The sequence below is a fragment of the Acidocella sp. C78 genome (assembly GCF_907164655.1).
This window is the reverse complement of record NZ_CAJQZK010000114.1, coordinates 15706-37307: the sequence shown is the minus strand read 5'-3', so window position 1 is coordinate 37307 and position 21602 is coordinate 15706. Positions and strand designations below refer to the sequence as shown.

16 protein-coding genes and 2 pseudogenes are annotated in these 21602 nt (G+C 61.4%); 6 read left to right on the top strand and 12 right to left on the bottom strand.

Features of this window, described 5'->3' with window-relative positions:
• Positions 1 to 655 (bottom strand): annotated as a pseudogene (locus tag ACIDOCELLA78_RS94480) (glutamine synthetase); the annotation flags it as partial.
• A 203-nt stretch (positions 656 to 858) separates the two neighbouring features.
• Between ACIDOCELLA78_RS94480 and ACIDOCELLA78_RS94475 the strand changes: the two are divergent.
• From ACIDOCELLA78_RS94475 to ACIDOCELLA78_RS94460, 4 genes are all read left to right on the top strand, one after another.
• Entirely contained in the window at positions 859 to 1302 is a 444-nt protein-coding gene (locus tag ACIDOCELLA78_RS94475) for an AraC family transcriptional regulator ligand-binding domain-containing protein (RefSeq protein ID WP_283770863.1), read from the top strand.
• Positions 1209 to 1580, top strand: a complete 372-nt coding sequence (locus tag ACIDOCELLA78_RS94470) for an AraC family transcriptional regulator ligand-binding domain-containing protein (protein ID WP_307850947.1) — start codon at positions 1209 to 1211, stop codon at positions 1578 to 1580. The genes ACIDOCELLA78_RS94475 and ACIDOCELLA78_RS94470 overlap by 94 nt, the downstream gene beginning before the upstream one ends.
• Positions 1581 to 2034: 454 nt before the next feature.
• Positions 2035 to 3495 carry an amino acid permease gene (locus tag ACIDOCELLA78_RS94465; protein WP_249676552.1) on the top strand — a complete coding sequence of 487 codons (1461 nt, stop codon included), beginning with the start codon at positions 2035 to 2037 and terminating at the stop codon, positions 3493 to 3495.
• Positions 3476 to 4942 (top strand): gamma-aminobutyraldehyde dehydrogenase, encoded by a 1467-nt coding sequence (locus tag ACIDOCELLA78_RS94460; RefSeq protein ID WP_201729570.1) that lies wholly within the window; start codon positions 3476 to 3478, stop codon positions 4940 to 4942. The genes ACIDOCELLA78_RS94465 and ACIDOCELLA78_RS94460 overlap by 20 nt, the downstream gene beginning before the upstream one ends.
• Positions 4943 to 4965: 23 nt before the next feature.
• Here ACIDOCELLA78_RS94460 and ACIDOCELLA78_RS94455 read toward each other — a convergent pair whose 3' ends face one another.
• Positions 4966 to 6366, bottom strand: coding sequence for an aldehyde dehydrogenase family protein (locus ACIDOCELLA78_RS94455; RefSeq protein WP_201729569.1), 1401 nt, complete (start codon positions 6364 to 6366; stop codon positions 4966 to 4968).
• 319 nt (positions 6367 to 6685) lie between these two features.
• On the opposite strand from ACIDOCELLA78_RS94455, the gene ACIDOCELLA78_RS94450 reads away from it, so the two are divergent.
• Positions 6686 to 7153, top strand: a complete 468-nt coding sequence (locus ACIDOCELLA78_RS94450) for a GNAT family N-acetyltransferase (protein WP_201729568.1) — start codon at positions 6686 to 6688, stop codon at positions 7151 to 7153.
• 51 nt (positions 7154 to 7204) lie between these two features.
• On the opposite strand, the gene ACIDOCELLA78_RS94445 is transcribed toward ACIDOCELLA78_RS94450, so the two are convergent.
• The 9 genes and pseudogenes from ACIDOCELLA78_RS94445 to ACIDOCELLA78_RS94405 all read right to left on the bottom strand — a co-directional run bounded on the left by ACIDOCELLA78_RS94445 (position 7205) and on the right by ACIDOCELLA78_RS94405 (position 19790).
• On the bottom strand, positions 7205 to 7837 hold the full coding sequence (locus ACIDOCELLA78_RS94445) for a hypothetical protein (RefSeq protein WP_201729567.1): 633 nt from the start codon (positions 7835 to 7837) through the stop codon (positions 7205 to 7207).
• A 184-nt stretch (positions 7838 to 8021) separates the two neighbouring features.
• On the bottom strand, positions 8022 to 10829 hold the full coding sequence (locus tag ACIDOCELLA78_RS94440; protein ID WP_201729566.1) for an amino acid adenylation domain-containing protein: 2808 nt from the start codon (positions 10827 to 10829) through the stop codon (positions 8022 to 8024).
• A gap of 484 nt (positions 10830 to 11313) precedes the next feature.
• A pseudogene (locus tag ACIDOCELLA78_RS94435) lies at positions 11314 to 12465 on the bottom strand (IS3 family transposase); the annotation flags it as partial.
• A 115-nt stretch (positions 12466 to 12580) separates the two neighbouring features.
• Positions 12581 to 14314, bottom strand: a complete 1734-nt coding sequence (locus ACIDOCELLA78_RS94430) for an IS1634 family transposase (RefSeq protein ID WP_201727483.1) — start codon at positions 14312 to 14314, stop codon at positions 12581 to 12583.
• Positions 14315 to 14441: 127 nt separating this feature from the next.
• Positions 14442 to 14579: a hypothetical protein gene (locus tag ACIDOCELLA78_RS94425; RefSeq protein WP_249676549.1), complete on the bottom strand. Its 138-nt coding sequence runs from the start codon at positions 14577 to 14579 to the stop codon at positions 14442 to 14444.
• A 151-nt stretch (positions 14580 to 14730) separates the two neighbouring features.
• Positions 14731 to 16464 (bottom strand): IS1634 family transposase, encoded by a 1734-nt coding sequence (locus tag ACIDOCELLA78_RS94420; RefSeq protein WP_201727483.1) that lies wholly within the window; start codon positions 16462 to 16464, stop codon positions 14731 to 14733.
• 565 nt (positions 16465 to 17029) lie between these two features.
• Positions 17030 to 18709, bottom strand: coding sequence for an RNA-binding domain-containing protein (locus ACIDOCELLA78_RS94415; protein ID WP_201729565.1), 1680 nt, complete (start codon positions 18707 to 18709; stop codon positions 17030 to 17032).
• Between the two features lie 3 nt (positions 18710 to 18712).
• Entirely contained in the window at positions 18713 to 18892 is a 180-nt protein-coding gene (locus ACIDOCELLA78_RS94410; protein WP_201729564.1) for a hypothetical protein, read from the bottom strand.
• Positions 18893 to 18920: 28 nt separating this feature from the next.
• Positions 18921 to 19790, bottom strand: a complete 870-nt coding sequence (locus ACIDOCELLA78_RS94405) for a hypothetical protein (protein WP_201729563.1) — start codon at positions 19788 to 19790, stop codon at positions 18921 to 18923.
• A gap of 205 nt (positions 19791 to 19995) precedes the next feature.
• Here ACIDOCELLA78_RS94405 and ACIDOCELLA78_RS94400 point away from each other — a divergent pair, with 205 nt between their 5' ends.
• Positions 19996 to 20823 carry an IS5 family transposase gene (locus ACIDOCELLA78_RS94400; RefSeq protein ID WP_201727504.1) on the top strand — a complete coding sequence of 276 codons (828 nt, stop codon included), beginning with the start codon at positions 19996 to 19998 and terminating at the stop codon, positions 20821 to 20823.
• Here the strand turns inward: ACIDOCELLA78_RS94400 and ACIDOCELLA78_RS94395 are convergent.
• Positions 20795 to 21223, bottom strand: coding sequence for a hypothetical protein (locus tag ACIDOCELLA78_RS94395; RefSeq protein ID WP_214006289.1), 429 nt, complete (start codon positions 21221 to 21223; stop codon positions 20795 to 20797). The two genes, ACIDOCELLA78_RS94400 and ACIDOCELLA78_RS94395, sit on opposite strands and share 29 nt — an antisense overlap.
• Positions 21224 to 21602 lie beyond the last annotated feature (379 nt).

Sequence of the window (21602 nt, the reverse complement as noted above, 5' to 3'; positions counted from 1 at the left end):
TTGCACTCGCCCTTGGAGTTCTCGACGCGGATGCCGACGCCTCGAGCGCGTTGCGGATGGCGCGGATGACCTTTTCCACCTTGGCGGTGCCGAGGATGGAATAATCGACATTGTAGAGATTGGCCGGATCGAGATCGCGATAGCCGCGCCGCATGCACTCTTCATAGGTGTTGCGGAAGAGCATGAATTCCAGCTCGGTCGCGGCGAGCGCGGTCAGGCCCGTGGCGGCGAGACGGTCGAGCTGGCGGCGCAGGATGCTGCGCGGGGCGACCGGCGCCAGGGTGCCGTCATGCAGCGCGATGTCGCAGAGCACGATCGCGGCGCCCTCCTGCCAGGCGGCGCGGCGCAGGGTCGCGAGATCGGGGCGGAAGACGAAATCGCCATAGCCGCGGTCCCAGGAGGCGAAATCATAGCCGGAGACCGGCGTCATCTCGACATCGACGGCGAGCAGATAGTTGCAGCCCTCCGAGGCGTCGGTCAGGACGTTGTCGAGGAAGAAGCGGGGCATCACCCGCTTGCCCTGCAACCGCCCCTGCATGTCGGGCGCCGCCATCACGATCGTGTCGATCGCTCCGGCATCGACCGCCGCGCGCAGTTCGTCGAGCGTCATGCCGCCGGACGCGGTGATGTTCTGTGCAGACAGATCGTTGTTCATGATCGCACCTCCCGGCGGACTATTGCATGAGCCCAGTGTGACGATCTTGACATTCGGCGACAAGCGGCGATCGCGCGGGTTTGTGTTCAGATGTCAAAGCGGCACGGGCGGAATTTGCCACAGTCGGCAGACTGCCGAATTTCGTTGCGCAACGGCCGCGCCGCCCGGCATTCTGGCGCGGCACCGACGGATTGAAGGGGATCATGGGTCTGCCTGCCGCCGCGTCCGGATCGACATCCTGCCATGTGCTCGCCGCCGCGGCGTCCGGGGTGACTTCGTTCATCCGTGGCGCGGGGGCCGACCCGGACCTGGTGCTCGGCGAGGCGGGATTCGATCCGCGCGACCTTGAGGACCCCTGCGCCACCGTGCCGCTGGCGCGCTATGTCGCGATGATGGAACGGGCGGCGGCGCGCAGCGGCGATACGCATTTCGGCCTGCGCTTCGGCCAGCATTCCAGCCGAGGCGCTCGGGCTGATCGGCCACTCGCGCTGGGCGGCCGGATGTCGGCACCGGCTGGCGGCTTTCGCCCGCCACTTCATCGAGCACCAGCAGAATACCGAAACCCGCCTGCGCGGAGGGGCGATCGCTGCGGCTGGAATACGTCGTCGATCCGCGGATCTGGTCGCGACGGCAGGATGCCGAGCTGACGATGGGGATGTTCGCCAACCTGCTGCGGCGCGCGCTCGGCGGCGCGCTGGAGATCGAGGAGGTCTGGTTCGAGCACCCGGCGCCGGAACAGGCGCAGGCGCATGCGGCGGCGTTCGGCGCGCCGGTGTTCTTCGCCGCCCGGCGAACGCGATCAGCTTCCGCGCGGCGGGGCTGGACCGGCCGATGCCGGCGCGCGACCCGGCGCGCTTCGCCGCCCTGGCGAGGAGCTGCGCCGGATCGGCGGCGGCGGCGCCGCGCGACCTGCTCGGCGCGGTGACGAGCGAGATCCGCAGGAAGCTGCCCGAGGGCCCGGCGGATCGACCGCGTGGCCGCAAGCCTCGGCCTGCCGCGCTGGACGCTGCAGCGCCGGCTCGCCGAGTACGGCCTCACCTATTCCGGGTGCATCGACCAGGTCGGGCGCGGCTCGCGCTGATGTATCTCGCCGAGCCGCATCTCTCGATCGCCGCGGTCGCCGAACTGCTCGGCTATTCCGAGGTGAGCGCCTTCTCGCGGCCTGCCGCCGGCTGCATGGCGCCTCGCCCGAGGCGGTGCGCCGCAAGCTCGGCGCGCGAACGATGCCTGACAGCACGACCGGGCGGGAAAGCCCGGCGCACACGGCCTGACGGTCAACATGGGAGACGGAGATGTCGAACGACCAGGATGAGGCCGGATCCTCGCGAGGATACCGCAACGCTGCACAAGATGGGCTATGCGCAGGAACTGTCCGGCGCATGCACGGATTTTCCAACTTCGCAATCGCCTTCTCGATCATCTGCATCCTGGCGGGCGGAATCACCTCGTTCCAGGCGGCGTTCTCCGCCGCCGGGCCGGGGGGCGTGTTCGTCGGCTGGATCGTGGGGTCGATCTTTTCGATGGTGATCGCGCTGTCGATGGCGCAGATCGCCTCCGCCTACCCGACGGCCGGCGCGCTGTATCACTGGTCGTCGCTGCTCGGCGGGCGGGGCTGGGGCTGGGCGACCGCCTTCGTCAACCTGCTCGGGCTGATCTTCGTCGTCGCCTCGGTGAATGTCGGCGCCTACGACCTGTTCACCAGCCTGATCCTCGGCAACATGTTCCATATCGACACGTCGCACTGGGGGTTCTGGCAGCAGACCATCGCCGTCGTCCTGATCACCGCGAGCCAGGGCGCGTTCAACCACATGGGCATTCGCACCACCACGCGGCTGACCGATTTCTCCGGCTACCTGATCTTCTTCATCGCCATCGTGCTGACCATCGCGATGCTGGTGGGCGCGCAGCATTACGATGTCTCGCGGCTGTTCACCTTCATCAACTATTCCGGCAAGGCCGGCGGCGGGGTGGTGCCGCATAGCGGCAACCTGTTCTACCTCTTCATGCTCGGGCTGCTGCTGCCGCTCTACACCATCACCGGGTTCGACGGCGCGGCCCACACATCGGAAGAGACGGTGAACGCACGGCGCACCGTGCCGCGCGGGATCATCAATTCGGTGTTCTGGTCGTTCGCCTTCGGCCTGGTGATGGAGGCCGCGATCCTGCTGGCGATGCCGGATCTCGGCAAGGCGGCGGCGCAGGGCGGCAACGTGTTCTTCAACCTGCTCGCCGGGCTGCCGGTGATCCTGCCGGTGAAATACCTGCTCTATGTCGGCATCGTCGTCGCCAACTATCTCTGCGCGCTGGCGGGGGTGACCTCGACCTCGCGGATGATCTTCGCCTTCGCGCGCGATGGCGGGCTGCCCGGCCACGCGATCTGGCGGCGGGTGAGCCCGACGCACCGCACGCCGGTCGGCGCGATCTGGCTGACCGCGGTGCTCTCGGTCGCGGCGACGCTGTATTCGCCGGCCTTCGCGGCGCTGGCGGCGGGCTGCGCGATGTTCCTCTATATCTCCTACGCCATGCCGGTCGCGGCCGGGCTGTTCGCCGAGGGCAAGACCTGGACCGAGTTCGGCCCGTTCCGCCTCGGCGCGCTCTCGAAGCCGCTCGCGGTCGTCTCGATCATCGGCGTGTTCGTGCTGATCTATATCGGCATCCAGCCGCCCAACGATATCCTGATCACCTATGGTCTCGGCCTGATCGTGCTGATGCTGGTGCTCTGGTTCGGCGTGGCGCGGGTGCGCTTCCCCGGCCCGCCGATCAGCCGCGAGGCGATCGCGAGCCGGGCGGCAGAAATCGCGGCCGAGGAACGCGCGGTCCATGAAGGGGCGGGAGGCTGAGATGGCACCGACCGCAACCCTGCCGACGCATCTGCTGATCGGCGGCGCGTTCGAGGCGGGCGCGGGCGCGCCGGTGCCGGTGGTCAACCCCCGGACGGGTGCGGTGATCGCCGAGATCGCCGAGGCCGATGCCGGCCAGGTGGCCCGCGCGGTGGAAGCCGCCGGGCGCGCCTTTCCCGCCTATGCGGCGCTGCCGCCGGGCGAGCGCGCGGCGCTGCTGCTGCGCCTCGCCGATGCGATCGAGGCGGAGGCGGAGGATTTCGCCGCGCTGGAGGCGCTGAACTGCGGCAAGCCGCGCCCGGCCGTGCTGCGCGACGAGATGCCCGCCATCGTCGACTGTTTCCGCTTCTTCGCCGGCGCCGCCCGCTGCCTGTCCGGCAGTGCGGCGGGGGAGTATCTGGCCGGTCACACCTCGATGATCCGGCGCGATCCGGTCGGCCCGGTCGCGCAGATCGCGCCGTGGAACTATCCGCTGATGATGGCGGCGTGGAAGATCGCCCCCGCTCTCGCCGCCGGCAACACGGTCGTGCTCAAGCCCTCGGAACTGACGCCGCTGACCGCGCTGAAGCTCGCAAGGCTCGCCGCCGGCATTCTGCCAGAGGGCGTGCTCAACGTGATTTCGGGGCGCGGGCCGAGCACCGGCCAGGCGCTGATCGACACGCCGGGGGTGGCGATGATCTCGCTCACCGGCTCGATCGGCACCGGCGAGCGGGTGATCCAGGCGGCCTCGACCTCGATCAAGCGCACCCATCTCGAACTCGGCGGCAAGGCGCCGGTGATCATCTTCGACGACGCCGATATCGACGCCGCCGTCGCCGCGGTGCGGGACTTCGGATACTACAATTCCGGACAGGACTGCACGGCGGCCTGCCGGGTCTATGCCGGAGCCAAGGTCTATGACCGGTTCGTGGCCGATCTCGCTTCGGCGGTGGCGAAGCTCCGTTACGACCGGGCGGATGATTCCGAGAACGATATCGGCCCGGTGATCTCGGCGCGCCAGCGTGAGCGGGTGGGCGGCTTCGTCGCCCGCGCGGCGGCGCTGCCGCATGTCGAGGTCGTCGCCGGCGGGCGCGATGCGGCGGGGGCGGGGTTCTATTACGAACCCACCGTGATTGCCGGTGCGGCGCAGGACGACGAGATCGTGCGCCGCGAAGTGTTCGGCCCCGTCGTGTCCGTCACGCGCTTCACCGATCCCGAGCAGGCGATCGTCTGGGCAAACGACTCCGATTACGGCCTCGCCTCATCGGTCTGGACGCGCGATGTCGGGCGGGCGATGCGCCTGGCCGCCGGGCTGCGCTATGGCGCGACCTGGGTGAATTGCCACTTCATGCTCGCCAACGAAATGCCGCATGGCGGGCTGAAGCGGTCGGGCTACGGCAAGGATCTCTCCGCCTACGCGCTGGAGGATTATACCGTGGTCCGCCACGTCATGGTCCGGCTGGACTGATCCTGCCCGGGCCGGACGATGCGTCAGGGCACGGCTTTCAGGTGGAAGGATTTCGGCCGGGTGAGATGCTCGAAGCCGATCCGCGAGAGGGTGCAGCCGCGGCCGGAATCCTTCACCCCGACCCAGGCCAGCGCCGGGTCGAGATAGTCGCAGCGGTTCATGAACACGGTGCCGGTCTCGATCTCGCCGCCGATGCGCGCCGCGGCCTCCATGTCCCGTGTCCAGACCGAGGCGGTGAGGCCATAGGGGCTGTCGTTCATCAGGCCGATCGCCTCCTCGTCCGAGCCGACCTTCATGATGCCGACGACCGGGCCGAAGCTCTCGCTGCGCATCACGTCCATCCGGTGATCGACATCCACCAGCACCTGGGGCGCGAGATAGGGCGTGCCGGGCCGGCTTGCGGGGAACCGCACCTCGTCGATCAGCGCGGTGGCACCGGCGGCGATTGCGTCTGCGATCTGCCCGCGTACGAAATCGGCCCCGGCGGCGTTGACCATCGGGCCCAGCGTGGTCGCCGGGTCGAGCGAATGGCCGAGCCGGTAGGCGTTGGTGGTCTCGACGAAGCGGGCGATGAAATCGTCATATATCGCGGCATCGACATAGATCCGCTCGATCCCGCAGCAGGACTGGCCGGAATTGAAGAACGCGCCGTCGACCAGGTTGTCGGCGGCGTGGACGATATCGGCATCGCGCCGGACATAGGCGGGGTCCTTGCCGCCGAGTTCGAGGCCGATGCCGGCGAAGCGCTCGGCGGCGGCGCGGACGACGCGATGGCCGGTGGCCACCGAGCCGGTGAAGGCGATGAAATCGACGCGCGGATCGCGGATCACCGCCTCGGCGTCGGCATTGGCGAGGTGGAGCACCTGGAAGACATGCTCCGGCAGGCCGGCGGCGGCGAAGGATTCGGCGAAACGCTCGGCGCAGAGCAGCGTCTGCGAGGCCTGTTTCAGCACCACCGCGTTGCCGGCAAGCAGCGCGGGAACGACGCTGTTGACGGTGATCAGACAGGGATAGTTCCAGGCGCCGATGACGAAGACGACGCCGAGCGGCTCGCGGGTGATGAACCGCTCGAAGCCGGCGACCGGCGTGGGCCGGACCGGTGCGAGCGACTCGCCGGCGAGCGCGATCATCATCCGCGCGCGTTCGGCGACGCCGCGGATCTCCCCCGGCGTCTGGCTCACCGGCCGGCCCATCTGCGCGCTGATCTCGGCGGCGATCGCAGCACCATTGGCGGTGAAATGCGCAACGAAGCGCTCGCAGATCGCCATCCGTTCGGCGAGACCGACGCGCCGCCAGGCCTTTTGCGCGGCGGCGGCCCGCTCCAGCGTCCGCTCGATCTCGGCCGGCGCGACAAGGGCGCGGGCGGCGACCTCGGTGCCGTCGGCGGGGGACAGGATGCGGTGAATCCGGGGATGCTCGGCCACGGCGGGACCTCCAGTCTGCGTCCGTTCAGTCTGCCATGCCGCCTCGCGGCCCGGCAATGACATCAGAGCGCAGAATGGGGGGCGCCGGCTTCGCGCGCCATCGCCGGCGCGGCTCGTCATGGGTCAAGCGACGGTTCTCGCGTCACCCTCCCGGACATGCCTGGAACTGGCTTGTCCCGATCGCCGAGCCATACGCCGGGTCCTTGCGGCGGGCCGCGTTTTCATCATGGTTGTCTCCGGTCATGGCCCGATCTTTGTTGCGCCGGCCAAAAACAGCTACCGTTGAGGGACGTAAATGCGAAATGCGACGGAGACCACCATGAGCAGCCATGACATTTCCGTACTCCGCGAAGGCCGCGAATCAGAGCTGGCCGCACAGTGGATCTATCAGGAATGGGCACGATACGAGTCGGATGCAACATGGGCGCAGAATCAGAACGACATCGCCCGCTCGCTGGATGCCTCGGTCACCATTCCCAAATTCTTCGGTGCCCGCGCGAACGGCGAATTGGTGGGCATCGCCAGCATCGTGCCACACGACCTGCCCACGCGGCCGGCCCTCGGCCCCTGGCTGGCGAATGTGCTTGTTCTGCCGTCGTGGCGCCGCCGCGGCATTGGCGGCGCGCTCGTCCAACATGTGATGGACTATGCGGGCGCGCTGGAGATGCCGTTCTACCTGTACACTGCCGACCAGGCGGCGCTTTACGAGAGACTGGGCTGGCAGACCATCGAGCAGGACAGCTATGTCGGCAAGCCGATTACCCTCATGCGCTATCCGCCGGCGTAGAGCACGTTCCAATCCATTCGGATCGGATGCTGTGCTCGATCATGTTGAAAATCAGAGCATCTTGATGCGATCGGACGGCGCTTTCCGACCGGATGATGCGCTGGCCGCCGCGGCCGCGTCGCGCTGCTCGACAAGCCAGGCCTGCTGGCCCACCTGTTTGCGCATTCCATCGTCGAGCAGATCGAGCAATTGGCGTGAATAGCGGTAGCCCTCGCAGTCCACGGCCAGGAACCCGCGCATTGTGGGGCTGCGATTATAAAGCCCCTGCATGTACACCACCCACACCTGATACGTCTCCGCGTCGATCGCATCGCGGTGCAGGATGATGTTTTCCATGTGGTCGCAGATCAGTTCGTTCACGGCCAGGACCTTGCTGCGCAGGGGTTCCTCGGAAGGAAGAGGCAAGCCGTCGTAGAAATAGGGCCGGCACTCGGGGTGGCTGATGAATGTTTGCAGGATGTTCCCGCCGACATTGTAGATTTGCCAGCTTGTCTGCGTCTCCAGCGCTTCGCGATCGCCCCTCAACTGGTTGCGGATCAGCAGGAAGCCGAGCGCCGATATTGCGGGTGCGGCCCAGGTGCCGAGCATGGTCCATTCGTCGACAGTAAGCATGCACGCAGCCGCCCCCTTCGCGGCGAGAAGCCAACCTGGCGGGTGGCCCGTCGAGATGAAAAAAGCCGGCATGTCCCGGCGATGCGATTTTGCAACGTTCTTAAATCGGGGCCAAGAGGCAGGATATGGCCATGACGGGCAAACAACTGCGCCGCCCGCTGCCGAGCGCTCGCTCGCGGGCGGCGGCGGCCCGCTTTGGAGTGGCGCCTCCCTCCACGGGTGTTACGCGCCGTCGCGGCGCACTGAGAAATCCGGGTTAGTTTCCGCCAAAGGGATCTGGTTCGATACCGAACTCTGGCCTTGTTTGTCTGGCTCGGCGGAAGAGCCCTTTCAGCGAACGCCGCTCCCACATCCTATGCATTCCAACGCCGCCAAGTAGCGCTAGACTCCACTTCGCGGTTGCCGAGGCGTGAAATAGCTTGCCCACAAAGAAGCCCACATACACATGACCGAGATAGATGAAGAGTGACGCGCCGGACAGCGCGAGAACCACTCCCGAGGCGGCTTTAGGCAGCTTGATTCGTGGAACGTACAGGATCAGCAATACTGCGAGAAAAAGCGGGATCGCATTCAGCCAGCCATAGGTCGGACCGTCCAGCAGGGCGAAGATGAAAGCCGTGATCGTGGCGCTGAATTTTTGCCCTTGGCTGCCGGCGTTGGCCACGAGAATGCCGAGAGCGAAAGTCGCGAAATTTCCGATCGGCGAGATCTGCGCGAGCGACAATTCTGGCGCCCCCTGGGTAAGAAAGCCGGGCTGTATAAGCACGGGCAATCCGAATTTAGCCACCATGCCAACGCCTAGAAGCGCAAGCGTGAAGGGCCGCAGGGATCGAGCGGTCTTCCAGCGGGCGGGGGCGAACTGGAGGGCGAGGTAGATGATGAACAGGTTCTGGATCAGCGCGTGAACGTACCAGAACAGAATAACATGCCTGAAAACAGGAACGTGGCGGGCAATCAGCGCGGGATAATTTACGAGGTCGGTGCCGAGCATGAAAAGACTCGGCGGCGGAGGGTGGCCTTGCCAGAAGCTGGCGATCGTCGCGAGGAGGGTGAAGCCGATGGTCGGTAGCAGAATGTTCTTGATCGATGTCAGGATACGGTGTGCCGCTCCTCCCGAAAAAATCTCCCGCAACTGCATCCGTCCGAAAAGATAGCCCGAAACCAGAAACAAGGCGCCAGTTTCCCCATCTCCCAGCTTCGTCAGTCTGAAATGATATGCGACGACGAGTGCGATCGCCACGGCGCGAATGGCCATGAAACTATCCACCGAAGTCCACCAGCGCGAGGTTGTCTTCCCTTTTGCCGAGAGTTCCGCAATGCTCCTTTCCTGCCAGTCGACGGGAAGTTCGCCAACGACCTCTTCCGCAGCCAGAAACGCCTCGACATAAGAGAGGCTGTCTCCACCAAGTTCGGCGAAGGTCGATGAGGCTCTGACCTCCTCACCGGCGAATATCTCCTGCCAGCGACGACGAAGCGCTTCCGCCTGTGCGGACGTTGCGGGATGTCGCGCTTCCGCCTCAGCAAAACCGGCGCTTCGCGCGTGCTCGATCAGGGCTGAGCGATCAAACTTACCGTTCGGGAGCGTGGGCAGCCTGCCCTCGAACAGCCAGATCTTGCGCGGCATCATGTAGGTTGGAAGCGTCAGCGCGAGGCGTGCGGTGATCGCGGCCTGATCCAGCCGAATCGCACCGTCATGCGCGACAAACGCCTCGATGCTGGCACGGTCCCCGTCCCGCAGCGGCAGAGCTACCGCCATCGCGACTCCAGGACAGGCTTGCAGCGCGCTGGTGACTTCCGAAAGCTCTACCCTGAAGCCGCGTATCTTGATCTGATCGTCGCCACGGCCCATCATCAATACGTTGCCATCCTTAAGGTAGCGCCCCTGATCGCCGGTGTAATACACGGCTTCGCCGGTCGCGGCGTCGACCCCACGGTCTTGCGGTTCGATCAGCACGCCATCGCGGACGTAGCCAAGGCTGAGAAACCGTGACTGGATGGCGATTTCTCCTGGTTCCCGGTCGAAACGCGGCTGTCGATCCGGCCCGATGATAAGAACCTTGAACCCCTCAACTCCTCCACCGATCGGCACACTCGTCCACCCCTCGTCGCGGCGGAACCGGTAGAAGCTGACGGCCTGGGGGGTCTCGCTAGATCCATAGAAGTTCACGTGTTCCGCATTCGGGGCGAACCGTGAGACAGCCGCGAGCAGTCTTGGCGATAGCTGGTCCCCGCCCCAGAACATCCTGCGCAGTGCGGGAAGGGTGACGGCATCCGCCCCGCTGGCCAGCAGCAATTGTCCCGTCGGCGGTGTAAGATGCGCCACGGTCACCTGGTTTTTCTCTAACCACGACCGCAGCCGGCCGGGTTCGGTGATTTCGCATTGGCGCGGGATGGCGAGGGTTGCGCCGATTGAAAGCGGGGTGAAAATGTCACGCAGCACGGGGTCGTGGGAGAGTCCCGAAAGCATGGAAAACTTGTCGTCCGCGACAAGCCCGAACTGCTCGGTGTGCCAGCCAATGAAATGCACGAGAGCGGCGTGATTGCACGCGATGCCCTTGGGTGTTCCCGTGCTCCCCGACGTAAAGAGCATGTAGGCAAGATCGGTATCCGGGCTGATCGCTGGCTGCTCACTGGCCTCGTACGGGCGATCAATGTCAGTCACCTCTGTTAGCATTTCGAACATCTTCACGGATGTCTCATGCGCAAGGTCATTGGCGAGCGCCCTGACCCCATCTCCCCCGGCCGGAATGATCATCTGCGGACGGCACGTTGAAATGAAGGTTTCCAGCCTCTTCGCCGGATAGCTCCAATCCATGATCACGAACACCGCCCCGGCTCGCAATGCGCCCAATACCGTCCAGATCAGTTCGGCCCGCCGTTCGGCAAGAATGGCGACGCGATTTCCTCTGGCGATACCTTGGCGCAAAAGCGCCTCCGCCATTTCTCGCGATTTCTGCTCCAGTTCGGCATAGGTCCAGGCGGCATCATCACAAGTTACTGCAATACGCTTCGGAAAAAGAGCTACCGTTCGCATGAATGCGTCGTGAATCAGTTGATTCTTCATGGATTTTATTTCCAAGCCGATCCTGGTTATGACGGTAAAACAAATTAATATTTTACTATTTTGATTATTATTGAAAATACATCGAATTTATATCAATAGAAAAACATTACGTATTCTTTCAATCGTTTCGATATCTTGCAAACTCATCACCGCTTCATCGTTTGCCCGCCTCGTGCGAACGGCGCATCGAATTAAAGGGAGTTAATATTAAATTTAGTTCGCGTGTTCAATAAAATAGATAATCTCTTGTAGGTTGTAAATTAATTGACGATATCATACTTGACGTACCCACTCCGGCTAATAAGCTAGAAGTCACAAGGGGTTATGGGTCATGAACGGGATTCTGTCCGCCGCGCATTTCCACGATGAAGAAGCGGCCTACGCTTGCGTCGAGAAGCGCATATCGTCCGTCGTCAGAACATTTGGCGCAGATTGCGGCGTAGATTAGCGGAGAGGGGGCCTCGTCTGGGGGTTGATGCGAGGTGGCAAGCTTGCGGTGTTGCAAGCGCCGATGTTCGATGGTCTTCCGTTTAATCCTTTCGCGCTGCTTGATGATGGCCGGGGCCCTGCCGAAGTAGGCGTCTGCGGGCGTCACGTTATTCAGGCTTTCGTGATAGCGCCGGTGGTTGTAGTTTTCGACGAAGGCCTTGATCTGGGCCTCGAGGTCACCGGGCAGGAAGTAGTTTTCCAAGAGGATGCGGTTTTTCAGGGTCTGGTGCCAGCGCTCGATCTTGCCCTGGGGCTGGGGGTGCATCGGGGCGCCTCGGACGTGTCTCATCTTGTTGGTCTCGATGTATTCGGCCAGTTCGCCCGCGATGTAGCTTGGGCCGTTGTCGCTGAGCAGCCGGGGTTTGTGCAGCACGGTGGCGCTGTCGCAACCGGACGCCGCAAGCGCGAGGTCCAGCGTGTCGGTGACATCTTCGGCGCGCATGTTGGTGCACAGCTTCCAGGCGATGATATAGCGCGAGAAGTCGTCCAGCACGGTCGACAGATACATCCAGCCCCAGCCGATGATCTTGAAGTAGGTGAAATCGGTCTGCCACATCTCGTTCGGCCGGGTGGTCTTTGTGTGGAATGCGTCGGCGGCCTTGATCACGACATAGGCCGGGCTGGTGATCAGGTCATGCGCCCTGAGCAGGCGGTAGACCGTGGCTTCCGACACAAAGTATTGGCGTTCATCGGTAAATCGCACGGTGTAGCGCTTGCTCGACGATCCGGATGATTTCGAGTTTCTCCGATGCGGGATACCTCATGCGTCGTCGTCCCCATCCGCGATCATGCTTTTTTTGAGCAGGCGGTTTTCGAGCGTCAGATCGGCAACGCATTCCTTCAGGGCACGGGCTTCGCGGCGCAGGTCCTGCACCTCGCCGGTGGTCGCGGCACGGGCGGTGTCGTCAGCCAGGCGGCGCTTGCCGGCTTCCATAAATTCCTTCGACCAGGTGTAATACAGGCTCTGCGCGATGCCTTCCTTGCGGCATAGCGCGGCGATGCTGTCCTCGCCGCGCAGGCCATCAAGCACGATGCGGATCTTGTCCTCAGCCGAAAAATGCCGCCGGGTCTGCCGCCGGATGTCCTTCACCACCGCTTCCGCAGGGGACTTGGCTGGCGATCTTTTCAAGGAGGGTTGGGGCTTCATCTTCGTTCCTTCGTCACGGCGACGAAGCCCCAACCCTCCTTAAACTGAAGTTTTCACTGATTCGAAAGCAAATTCCCTGTATTTATCGGTGAACTTCGAGATCTGATTTTGCCGCTTACTGGACACGCATGGGGTCGATCCCGATCAGGGCGAAGGCGGTGGTTTGCAGCGACGTGGGGTTTGCCAGAGCGGTGAAGGTGGCGTTCGGCGCCTTGGGTAGGGAGGCGGTGTTGAGGGTCTGTGTGGCGAGATGCGCCATCAGGTCGGTGAAGCTCGAAATCGGCAGGTTCTGGTCGTTGCGGCGTCGCCCGCGCTTGCGATCGGCGGCCGGGGATATCGATGCGGGGGCAACCGGCGATGAGCGTTCAGTTTCCGCGCCTGGCCGGTCGTGATCCTGGAACAGCAGGGGCTTGAGGGCGTCGCGCAGATGCCATTCGACGTAATAGGCCATCATGCAGAGGAAGACGTGGGCACGCACCCGCGGCGAGAGCCAGTGATGCACCGGGCGGATCGCGAGATCGACCGATTTGAGGGACCGGAACGCCCGTTCCACCCGTGAGAGATCCTTGTAGGCTGACACGGCTTCGGTCTCGCTCATGACGTCCGCGCTCACACTGGTGCGGATGACATAGATGCCGTCGAGGGCCGCCTCGCGCGCGATGCTGGCGGCGTTGCGCTGGAAATCGAAGCGGCTGGCGGTGATGGTGAGATCGAAATGCTTGGCCATCTTGCGCTGGTTGATCACCGCCCCCACCGCCAGCCCGATCGCGGCCTCGCCATGAAGAGGAGCGCGTTTGCGCCGTGTCGCATCCCGGATCCGCGCCAGTTCCGTCTCGGTGGCCACGAGCAGCGCCTCGCGCTTGCGCCGTCGTTCGGTCGCCAGGGCGGCGTTGCGACAGGCGATCAGCCGCTCGCCCGGATAATCGGGCGACGTGATCGCGGCGATATCGCGCTCGTCGAACAGCGACATCTGCAGCGGTCCCTCGGCAAGATCCTGGATCTGCCCCGCGCGCAGGCAGCTGATCCAGTCCAGCCCCGCCGGCTTGATCGTCTCGCGGATCCGCGCCGTGGTGATCATTCCGCGATCACCCACCAGGACGACGCGCTCGAGATGGAACCGGCGCTTGAGTTTCTCCACCTGGGCGGCGATCGTCGCCGGATCGGCGGTGTTGCCTTCGAACACTTCCACTGCGATCGGCCGCCCCTCGCGATCGCACAGCAGACCATAGACGATCTGCGGCCGATCGGGCCGGTGATCCCGGCTGTATCCGTGGTGTGCCAGTTCGCAATGCCGGCCTTCGAGGTAGGATGAACTGACGTCGTAGAGCACCAGCGTGCCGTCGCGCAGATGGCGCCTTGCAAACTCCCGTTCGATCCGCCCCTGCTGCGTGCCCAGCCAGTCCAGCGCCGCATAGATCTCGCGCTCTTCAATGACACCGAGATCAAGCATCTGCCCGAGGCTCGATGTTGCGGTCTCCGGGTTCAGGCCGCGCAGGGTCGAGAGCTTCGATCCCGGCGCGATCACCCGGCCGGCGATCAGCGCCAGGGCGAGACTGCGCTCGCGCGACGCCCTCCGGCCCAGCAGGCGGGGTATCCCGAGCTTGCGCATCATCCCGAGTGCCGCCGCCACATGACCATGCGGCAGCGAACGCCGGATCTCCAGCGCCTGATCGGCACCACCAACCACCGCGCCACCCGCGAGCAGCGCTCGTAGGCCATCGATCAACGCGGGCGGCATCTGGCTCAGATTGGCGATGGTACGCTTGTGAACCTTCCGCCCCTCGCGGAAACTCTCCCGCAACAGCACGGCCGGCGCCGATCGGCCATTCGGAACCACATCGATGAACATAACCCGAGCGAATCACAGATCGAGTCGCACCGCAAGCCCCATTTATGGACACAAAACGCTCGCAAGAAATCAGCGCTACGCGAGGCTATCCGCCACGTTCAGGTCATTCCCAAGTAAAAACTTCAGCTTAAATCACAACCTCAAATCTGTGCCATTGGTGCTGACGCGGGACAGCCAGCAGGAACAAGCCATTGGAATCGAACATCTTGTAAGGCTTGTCCCGCGCCTGTGCCTGCGCCTTGCGGATGGCGATGTCAGTGAGCATACCCCTGCCTCCTGTCCCATACCCCGCATCCGACCCCAGGGCGCCCCGAGATTGAGGGGTATCTCGTGAGACGGATTAGGCTGAAGTTTTCACTGATTCGAAAGCAAATTCCCTGTATTTATCGGTGAACTTCGAGATCTGATTTTGCCGCTTACTGGACACGCATGGGGTCGATCCCGATCAGGGCGAAGGCGGTGGTTTGCAGCGACGTGGGGTTTGCCAGAGCGGTGAAGGTGGCGTTCGGCGCCTTGGGTAGGGAGGCGGTGTTGAGGGTCTGTGTGGCGAGATGCGCCATCAGGTCGGTGAAGCTCGAAATCGGCAGGTTCTGGTCGTTGCGGCGTCGCCCGCGCTTGCGATCGGCGGCCGGGGATATCGATGCGGGGGCAACCGGCGATGAGCGTTCAGTTTCCGCGCCTGGCCGGTCGTGATCCTGGAACAGCAGGGGCTTGAGGGCGTCGCGCAGATGCCATTCGACGTAATAGGCCATCATGCAGAGGAAGACGTGGGCACGCACCCGCGGCGAGAGCCAGTGATGCACCGGGCGGATCGCGAGATCGACCGATTTGAGGGACCGGAACGCCCGTTCCACCCGTGAGAGATCCTTGTAGGCTGACACGGCTTCGGTCTCGCTCATGACGTCCGCGCTCACACTGGTGCGGATGACATAGATGCCGTCGAGGGCCGCCTCGCGCGCGATGCTGGCGGCGTTGCGCTGGAAATCGAAGCGGCTGGCGGTGATGGTGAGATCGAAATGCTTGGCCATCTTGCGCTGGTTGATCACCGCCCCCACCGCCAGCCCGATCGCGGCCTCGCCATGAAGAGGAGCGCGTTTGCGCCGTGTCGCATCCCGGATCCGCGCCAGTTCCGTCTCGGTGGCCACGAGCAGCGCCTCGCGCTTGCGCCGTCGTTCGGTCGCCAGGGCGGCGTTGCGACAGGCGATCAGCCGCTCGCCCGGATAATCGGGCGACGTGATCGCGGCGATATCGCGCTCGTCGAACAGCGACATCTGCAGCGGTCCCTCGGCAAGATCCTGGATCTGCCCCGCGCGCAGGCAGCTGATCCAGTCCAGCCCCGCCGGCTTGATCGTCTCGCGGATCCGCGCCGTGGTGATCATTCCGCGATCACCCACCAGGACGACGCGCTCGAGATGGAACCGGCGCTTGAGTTTCTCCACCTGGGCGGCGATCGTCGCCGGATCGGCGGTGTTGCCTTCGAACACTTCCACTGCGATCGGCCGCCCCTCGCGATCGCACAGCAGACCATAGACGATCTGCGGCCGATCGGGCCGGTGATCCCGGCTGTATCCGTGGTGTGCCAGTTCGCAATGCCGGCCTTCGAGGTAGGATGAACTGACGTCGTAGAGCACCAGCGTGCCGTCGCGCAGATGGCGCCTTGCAAACTCCCGTTCGATCCGCCCCTGCTGCGTGCCCAGCCAGTCCAGCGCCGCATAGATCTCGCGCTCTTCAATGACACCGAGATCAAGCATCTGCCCGAGGCTCGATGTTGCGGTCTCCGGGTTCAGGCCGCGCAGGGTCGAGAGCTTCGATCCCGGCGCGATCACCCGGCCGGCGATCAGCGCCAGGGCGAGACTGCGCTCGCGCGACGCCCTCCGGCCCAGCAGGCGGGGTATCCCGAGCTTGCGCATCATCCCGAGTGCCGCCGCCACATGACCATGCGGCAGCGAACGCCGGATCTCCAGCGCCTGATCGGCACCACCAACCACCGCGCCACCCGCGAGCAGCGCTCGTAGGCCATCGATCAACGCGGGCGGCATCTGGCTCAGATTGGCGATGGTACGCTTGTGAACCTTCCGCCCCTCGCGGAAACTCTCCCGCAACAGCACGGCCGGCGCCGATCGGCCATTCGGAACCACATCGATGAACATAACCCGAGCGAATCACAGATCGAGTCGCACCGCAAGCCCCATTTATGGACACAAAACGCTCGCAAGAAATCAGCGCTACGCGAGGCTATCCGCCACGTTCAGGTCATTCCCAAGTAAAAACTTCAGATTAGGACACCGTCACGGAGGAAAGTGAAGAAATTTCAGGTGGTTGAGACTGATTGAGATCGCGTGAAAAGCGAAACTGGCGGAGAGGGTGTCTGTAGAACTGTTTTGTTTTTGTGTTTTATTTCAATATGTTATAATTAGAATTTGTGATTTACCCCACATAAATTACCACGAAATAGCAATTTACGTTTTTACCGTCCCTCTTCCACTATGGTCTCTTTCCCTCACCCCACTACATCCACGAACTGCGCATAGCCCGTCTGCATTGGCACCCAGCAAGCAATCGATCATCGAATCGACGGCATTGATCTGGTAGGGTTGGGCCTTGAATTTCAGCTTCATGGCGTTCTCTTTTGAAGCCTCTCTGCAAATCTACATGTGCAGAGAGAACTAAGTATTTGAATTAACTAAACATTGAAAGAAAACCCTCTGCAACTTTCTATTTTTTCTCCGTCGATCTCTCTGCTAACCGCCAGCAGGGTACGGCATCAGAACCGGTATTTACAATCATACCTTTTCGACGGAGCTTTGTAAGCAAATTACTGATTTTGCTATGTTTTTGTTTGTCGTCTAACGCGTCGCTGAGCTTAGTGGTCAATAGTTGGGTAATATCCCCCCTGCTCGCCTGCCCAAACCTTTCTAAGTAGTCGGTCAAAAGCTTAGCATAGAAGGTATCGTCTTGCGCCCGCATGCGGATGTAATCGGCCTTTTTTGCCGTCGCCTCCGCCACGACGGCTGAGACATGGTAATTGGGTTTGCGCCCTTCGATCAGATGCGTGCGGCGCAGGTGGCTCGCGGCATCCTCTGTGATCGGCAACCGTTTCTGCACCCGGTCCAACGCCAACACATCAGATAGAGGTAGGCCCGTCTGTTGCATAAGCAGACGACTATAGGCCGGATCAACCACCCGTCCGTGGATAGTCAAGCGAACCACGTGAGGTTCACTGAGATCATAATCGGGGAGCGGGAAAAACCGTTGACGTTGCCGACGGTAGATGTCCTGTATCCCATAGCCCATATGATCAATCATATTCAGCTCAGTCATGGCCTGCGCGAGAAACGGGTTGCGATAGCGATGCGGCACCCGCTCGGTAAGTACGTAATCTTCTGGCTGCCCCTCGAAGAAGTCCCCTTGATTCTCCAAAACCAACCTGTCTGGTCGTTCAATCACCACGATCCGCCCGGCGCGGGTATAATCCTGGTGAGCGATACAGTTATGCAGGGCCTCCAGCACCACCCTCTGGTCGTATTTCGCCACCTCGTGCGCGAGCAGCTCATTTTCTGGCAAAATACGCAGCTGGATGTTGCGGATGCGGGCAAACACCAGGGACGACGCCAGCAGGAAGGGCGGTCCGAAATGCTCGTAGGCGCGCTCTTCCCCTTCAAGCTTCCAGGTAATTTCCGCCGGATGCGGGGAGAGGTACCAGGCGGATTCGGGCCGACCAAGCAGCAAAAGGGCCGTACGCGTTATTTTCCCGCTCTGTGTTACCTTGGCCCGGTCCAGCAAGGCGACATCGCTCCAATTGTCCACTTCTTCTGGCGTGATGCGGTTGGCGTGCTTGGCGATAAACCGTTCGCGGGCGATTTTCAGGGCGTTTGGATCTAGATCTGCGATCGATGCTTTCTCTACCACCTGCGCCGTCCAGTCGGTCGCCAGGGTCTGCCCGCGAATATCGTCGAGCTTGTCTTGCCCGAGTGCCGCGAGGCTTTCGCCAGCGCGGCCATAGTAATGCCCGTTCCACGAAATTGGCATGCCGCGCGGGGCCGCCGGGATTTCGAACAGGATGACCCGGCCATCCTTGTGATTCAGGACATGAATATCGCGGAAAGTAAAACTTCCCGTTCCATTCAGAATCTGCTGTTTATCCGCCTGCAAATGTTCTGGGGTTTCCTTATAGGTTGTGCCAACCACGGCGCGGGTCTTGTCATCCACACCGAACACTAACCAGGCGCGGTCCTGCCCACGCAAATTGGCTTCATTGGCCAGTGCCGAGAGATACTTGCCCAGATCGCTGCTCGAAAACCCGTCTTTCCCGCGCTTGAACTCAACTACCTCACTCTCCCAATGGGATATGAGCTGATTCAACAATGCCTCGAAGGCAGCTTGGTCTTGCGCCATGGGTCAGATCGCCTTGGCATCGGTTGAGAACGAAAGTTGACGAAAAGTTTGCTCGACATTGATCTTCATCGCAATAGGCTCGAAGCCGATATTGCGGAAGGTGTTGTCGATTACGTTGATCATCGCATTCTTATATAGACGAGTGATCTGCTGGTCTTGATTTTTTCTAGACGAAAACAGCATAAATCTCCCTCATTTCTGTACGAATTCATTAATTAAGGGGACGATTTGAGTTCGTTATAAATAGTTGGTTGTTGATGGGACCGCGATAAACCTTGTTGAGCAAAAAGCTAAAAAAAGCCTTAGCTCCCTTTCGATCCAGAGGAACCTCTATGCGTCCACCATTGATGTTTAACGAAAGACCTATTGCTGCGGCCTTATGTTCAATATCGGTGACAGGATGATTGCCGAGCACGTCAACTTTGACCACCGTATGAACAGCTTTTCTAATTCCTTCATCTGCTCCCGCGATAAATGCCGCTACATCAGCTATAGCCAAACTAGAATGGCCGCAGAATGTGCTTAGCTCTAAATCAGTAGCTTGCCTGTAAAAACTGCCTAAATCAAACACTCGTCTCAATAGAGAAAAGCTTTTAAATCGGACGTCGCCCGCAGTATCAACCGTGGCCAAAAGCTGAGTGCCAAGAGTAAAGGCTGGTTCAGTAAGTTTCCGAAACACGTTTCCATCATGAAGAAAGGAGAGTTTACTCGAAAGTATTTGCTGGGGACCAAAACTCTGAAGCAATAGGCGTCTGTTTGGTCCACTTCCTATCATTGTAAAGAGAGCTTTGATGCTCTCATTTTGAAAATTATTGACGTCTAAAGGGGTAAGCGCGATAGCGTTCTGACTTGCTTCCGCAAACAGGGCCTGTGCTTCGGATAAACCGCGAGTTATTAAAATCTCGTCGGCATCCGGCTTCCAGTCTCCGGTAAAATCAATTTCCGTATTTATGCCGTCAAAAAACGCCGCACTCTGAGCCTGAAATATTCCGGCGAGCTGGTTTTGAAGCTGACTGTTCATTTGAATATGCCGAACAACCAAGCTTCCAGCCGGCCGACAAGCTGCATATAGCTGTGCCATCTATTTTCCCTCAAGGTCGAGAAGAAGGTATTCTGTTAATTGACCCACCTTAAGTTCGAGTGCCGCCGTGCGAAGGTGCTTTTTCGTAATAAGAATAAAAGTTACCCCCTCTGACGACTCGACCTTAGAGCCGGACCGAAAAAGATAGTTGAGCGATTTCAGTAAGTTGTGATTCAGTTCGTTTGCGAAGACGGACGGAGACACGATGACCTGGACTGAAATCGCTCGGCGACGATATTGCCGGGCCGGATTGCGCTACGCAAGCGACCTCACCGACGCTGAATGGGCCATGATCGAGCCGTTCATGCCCGCTCCGCAGCATCGAGGCCGACCCCGAAGGGTGGCGCTTCGAAGGATTGTGGAGGCCATCTTCTACATGCTGGCAACCGGCTGTCAGTGGCGCCAGATCCCGAAGGAATTCGCTCCGTTCACCACCGTGCAGGGGTATTTCTACCGCTTCTGTCGTGACGGCACGTTCGATCGCATCAATCACGTCCTAGTCATGCAGGCGCGGGAAATGGCCGGACGCGAGGCTTCGCCCACAGCCGGTGTGATCGACAGTCAGTCGGTCAAGACCACCGAAGCCGGCGGGCCGCGCGGGTTCGATGCCGGAAAGAAGATCAAGGGCCGCAAGCGCCACATCATCACAGATACAATCGGCCACCTCGTCGGTGCCGTCGTTCATCATGCCGGTATTCAGGACCGCGACGGGGCGCCCGACGTGCTCAAATCCGTCAAATCCCTGTATCCCTGGTTGCGGCACATATTCGCTGACGGCGGTTATGCCGGTCCTAAACTCAATGGACGCCTCGCCAAAATCGGCAAATGGACCATACAGATCGTAAAGCGCTCCGACGCCGCGAGCGGGTTTGAACTCCTGCCGCGGCGCTGGGTGGTAGAAAGAACCTTCGCCTGGCTCGGCAGATGCCGACGTCTCGCAAGGGATTTCGAGGCCACCGTTACCAGCGCCACCGCATGGCTCTTCCTCGCCCATATCCGCCTGCTCACACGAAAAATCGCCCGTCACCGATAGTCGCACTACCATTCAGATTCGGGCTCTTATAGAAATGCCAACCCAGTAAGCCCAACATTGGATTAAAATGATAGTTATATCCAGTGGCCGTAATTATTCCAAAAATCACAAGGGTCGGAACCCAAAACTGCCATTGGAGCGTGTCGAATTGAGATGTAAAAAGAGGCATAACGTATAAGAGTAAGAAGGCCGTATTCTCGTGATCAGCGGCTTCTATGGATTCCGCTTTAAAGGTGGAGGCAGCGAGTTCATACTTTGCGCGCCACAGAACAAACAGACAAACAATGAAGAGAAAGATGCTGGCGCCACATATGATCGCAGCCGTCATATGTTCATGCTGAAAATAGGCAACCCATGCGTAGGTAAGCCCTACAGGCGCGAGGGCCGTACTCGTCAGCAACAGCCGTGCTAATACATTAAGCACAGAACATCGTCCGGTGCCTGCTCGGGCAAAATAACAGCTCTCTGTGCTTATTAGCTTTCACAATATTTGCCCCAAAAATTTACACTATAGCATAGCCTCAAGAACAAATCAAGAACAAATCCTGCTTCCTATAACGATCCTCCTAAAACAGCCTTCCGAGCGATTCGGGCCGAAGGCCGAACGCTCTATTCCGCGCAGCGGAAGGCGAAGCCTTCCTCGCGATACATCCGTATCAGCCGCGCAAAGCGGCGCGCTCAAACCCCGGCCCGTAGGGCGGCCCCGTAGGGGCGCGGACCCACGCGCAGCCCTTGGGCGAGCATGGGGAGCGGGGTTGAACGCATTAGCCGCGCTGTGT

Excerpts from the sequence above, each read along its gene's own strand:
- ACIDOCELLA78_RS94475 (WP_283770863.1), top strand. The coding sequence starts at position 859 with ATGGGTCTGCCTGCCGCCGCGTCCGGATCGACATCCTGCCATGTGCTC.
- ACIDOCELLA78_RS94465 (WP_249676552.1), top strand. The coding sequence starts at position 2,035 with ATGCACGGATTTTCCAACTTCGCAATCGCCTTCTCGATCATCTGCATC.
- ACIDOCELLA78_RS94460 (WP_201729570.1), top strand. The coding sequence starts at position 3,476 with ATGAAGGGGCGGGAGGCTGAGATGGCACCGACCGCAACCCTGCCGACG.
- ACIDOCELLA78_RS94450 (WP_201729568.1), top strand. The coding sequence starts at position 6,686 with ATGAGCAGCCATGACATTTCCGTACTCCGCGAAGGCCGCGAATCAGAG.
- ACIDOCELLA78_RS94445 (WP_201729567.1), bottom strand. The coding sequence starts at position 7,837 with ATGCCGGCTTTTTTCATCTCGACGGGCCACCCGCCAGGTTGGCTTCTC.
- ACIDOCELLA78_RS94440 (WP_201729566.1), bottom strand. The coding sequence starts at position 10,829 with ATGAAGAATCAACTGATTCACGACGCATTCATGCGAACGGTAGCTCTT.
- ACIDOCELLA78_RS94430 (WP_201727483.1), bottom strand. The coding sequence starts at position 14,314 with ATGTTCATCGATGTGGTTCCGAATGGCCGATCGGCGCCGGCCGTGCTG.
- ACIDOCELLA78_RS94425 (WP_249676549.1), bottom strand. The coding sequence starts at position 14,579 with ATGCTCACTGACATCGCCATCCGCAAGGCGCAGGCACAGGCGCGGGAC.
- ACIDOCELLA78_RS94420 (WP_201727483.1), bottom strand. The coding sequence starts at position 16,464 with ATGTTCATCGATGTGGTTCCGAATGGCCGATCGGCGCCGGCCGTGCTG.
- ACIDOCELLA78_RS94415 (WP_201729565.1), bottom strand. The coding sequence starts at position 18,709 with ATGGCGCAAGACCAAGCTGCCTTCGAGGCATTGTTGAATCAGCTCATA.
- ACIDOCELLA78_RS94410 (WP_201729564.1), bottom strand. The coding sequence starts at position 18,892 with ATGCTGTTTTCGTCTAGAAAAAATCAAGACCAGCAGATCACTCGTCTA.
- ACIDOCELLA78_RS94405 (WP_201729563.1), bottom strand. The coding sequence starts at position 19,790 with ATGGCACAGCTATATGCAGCTTGTCGGCCGGCTGGAAGCTTGGTTGTT.
- ACIDOCELLA78_RS94400 (WP_201727504.1), top strand. The coding sequence starts at position 19,996 with ATGACCTGGACTGAAATCGCTCGGCGACGATATTGCCGGGCCGGATTG.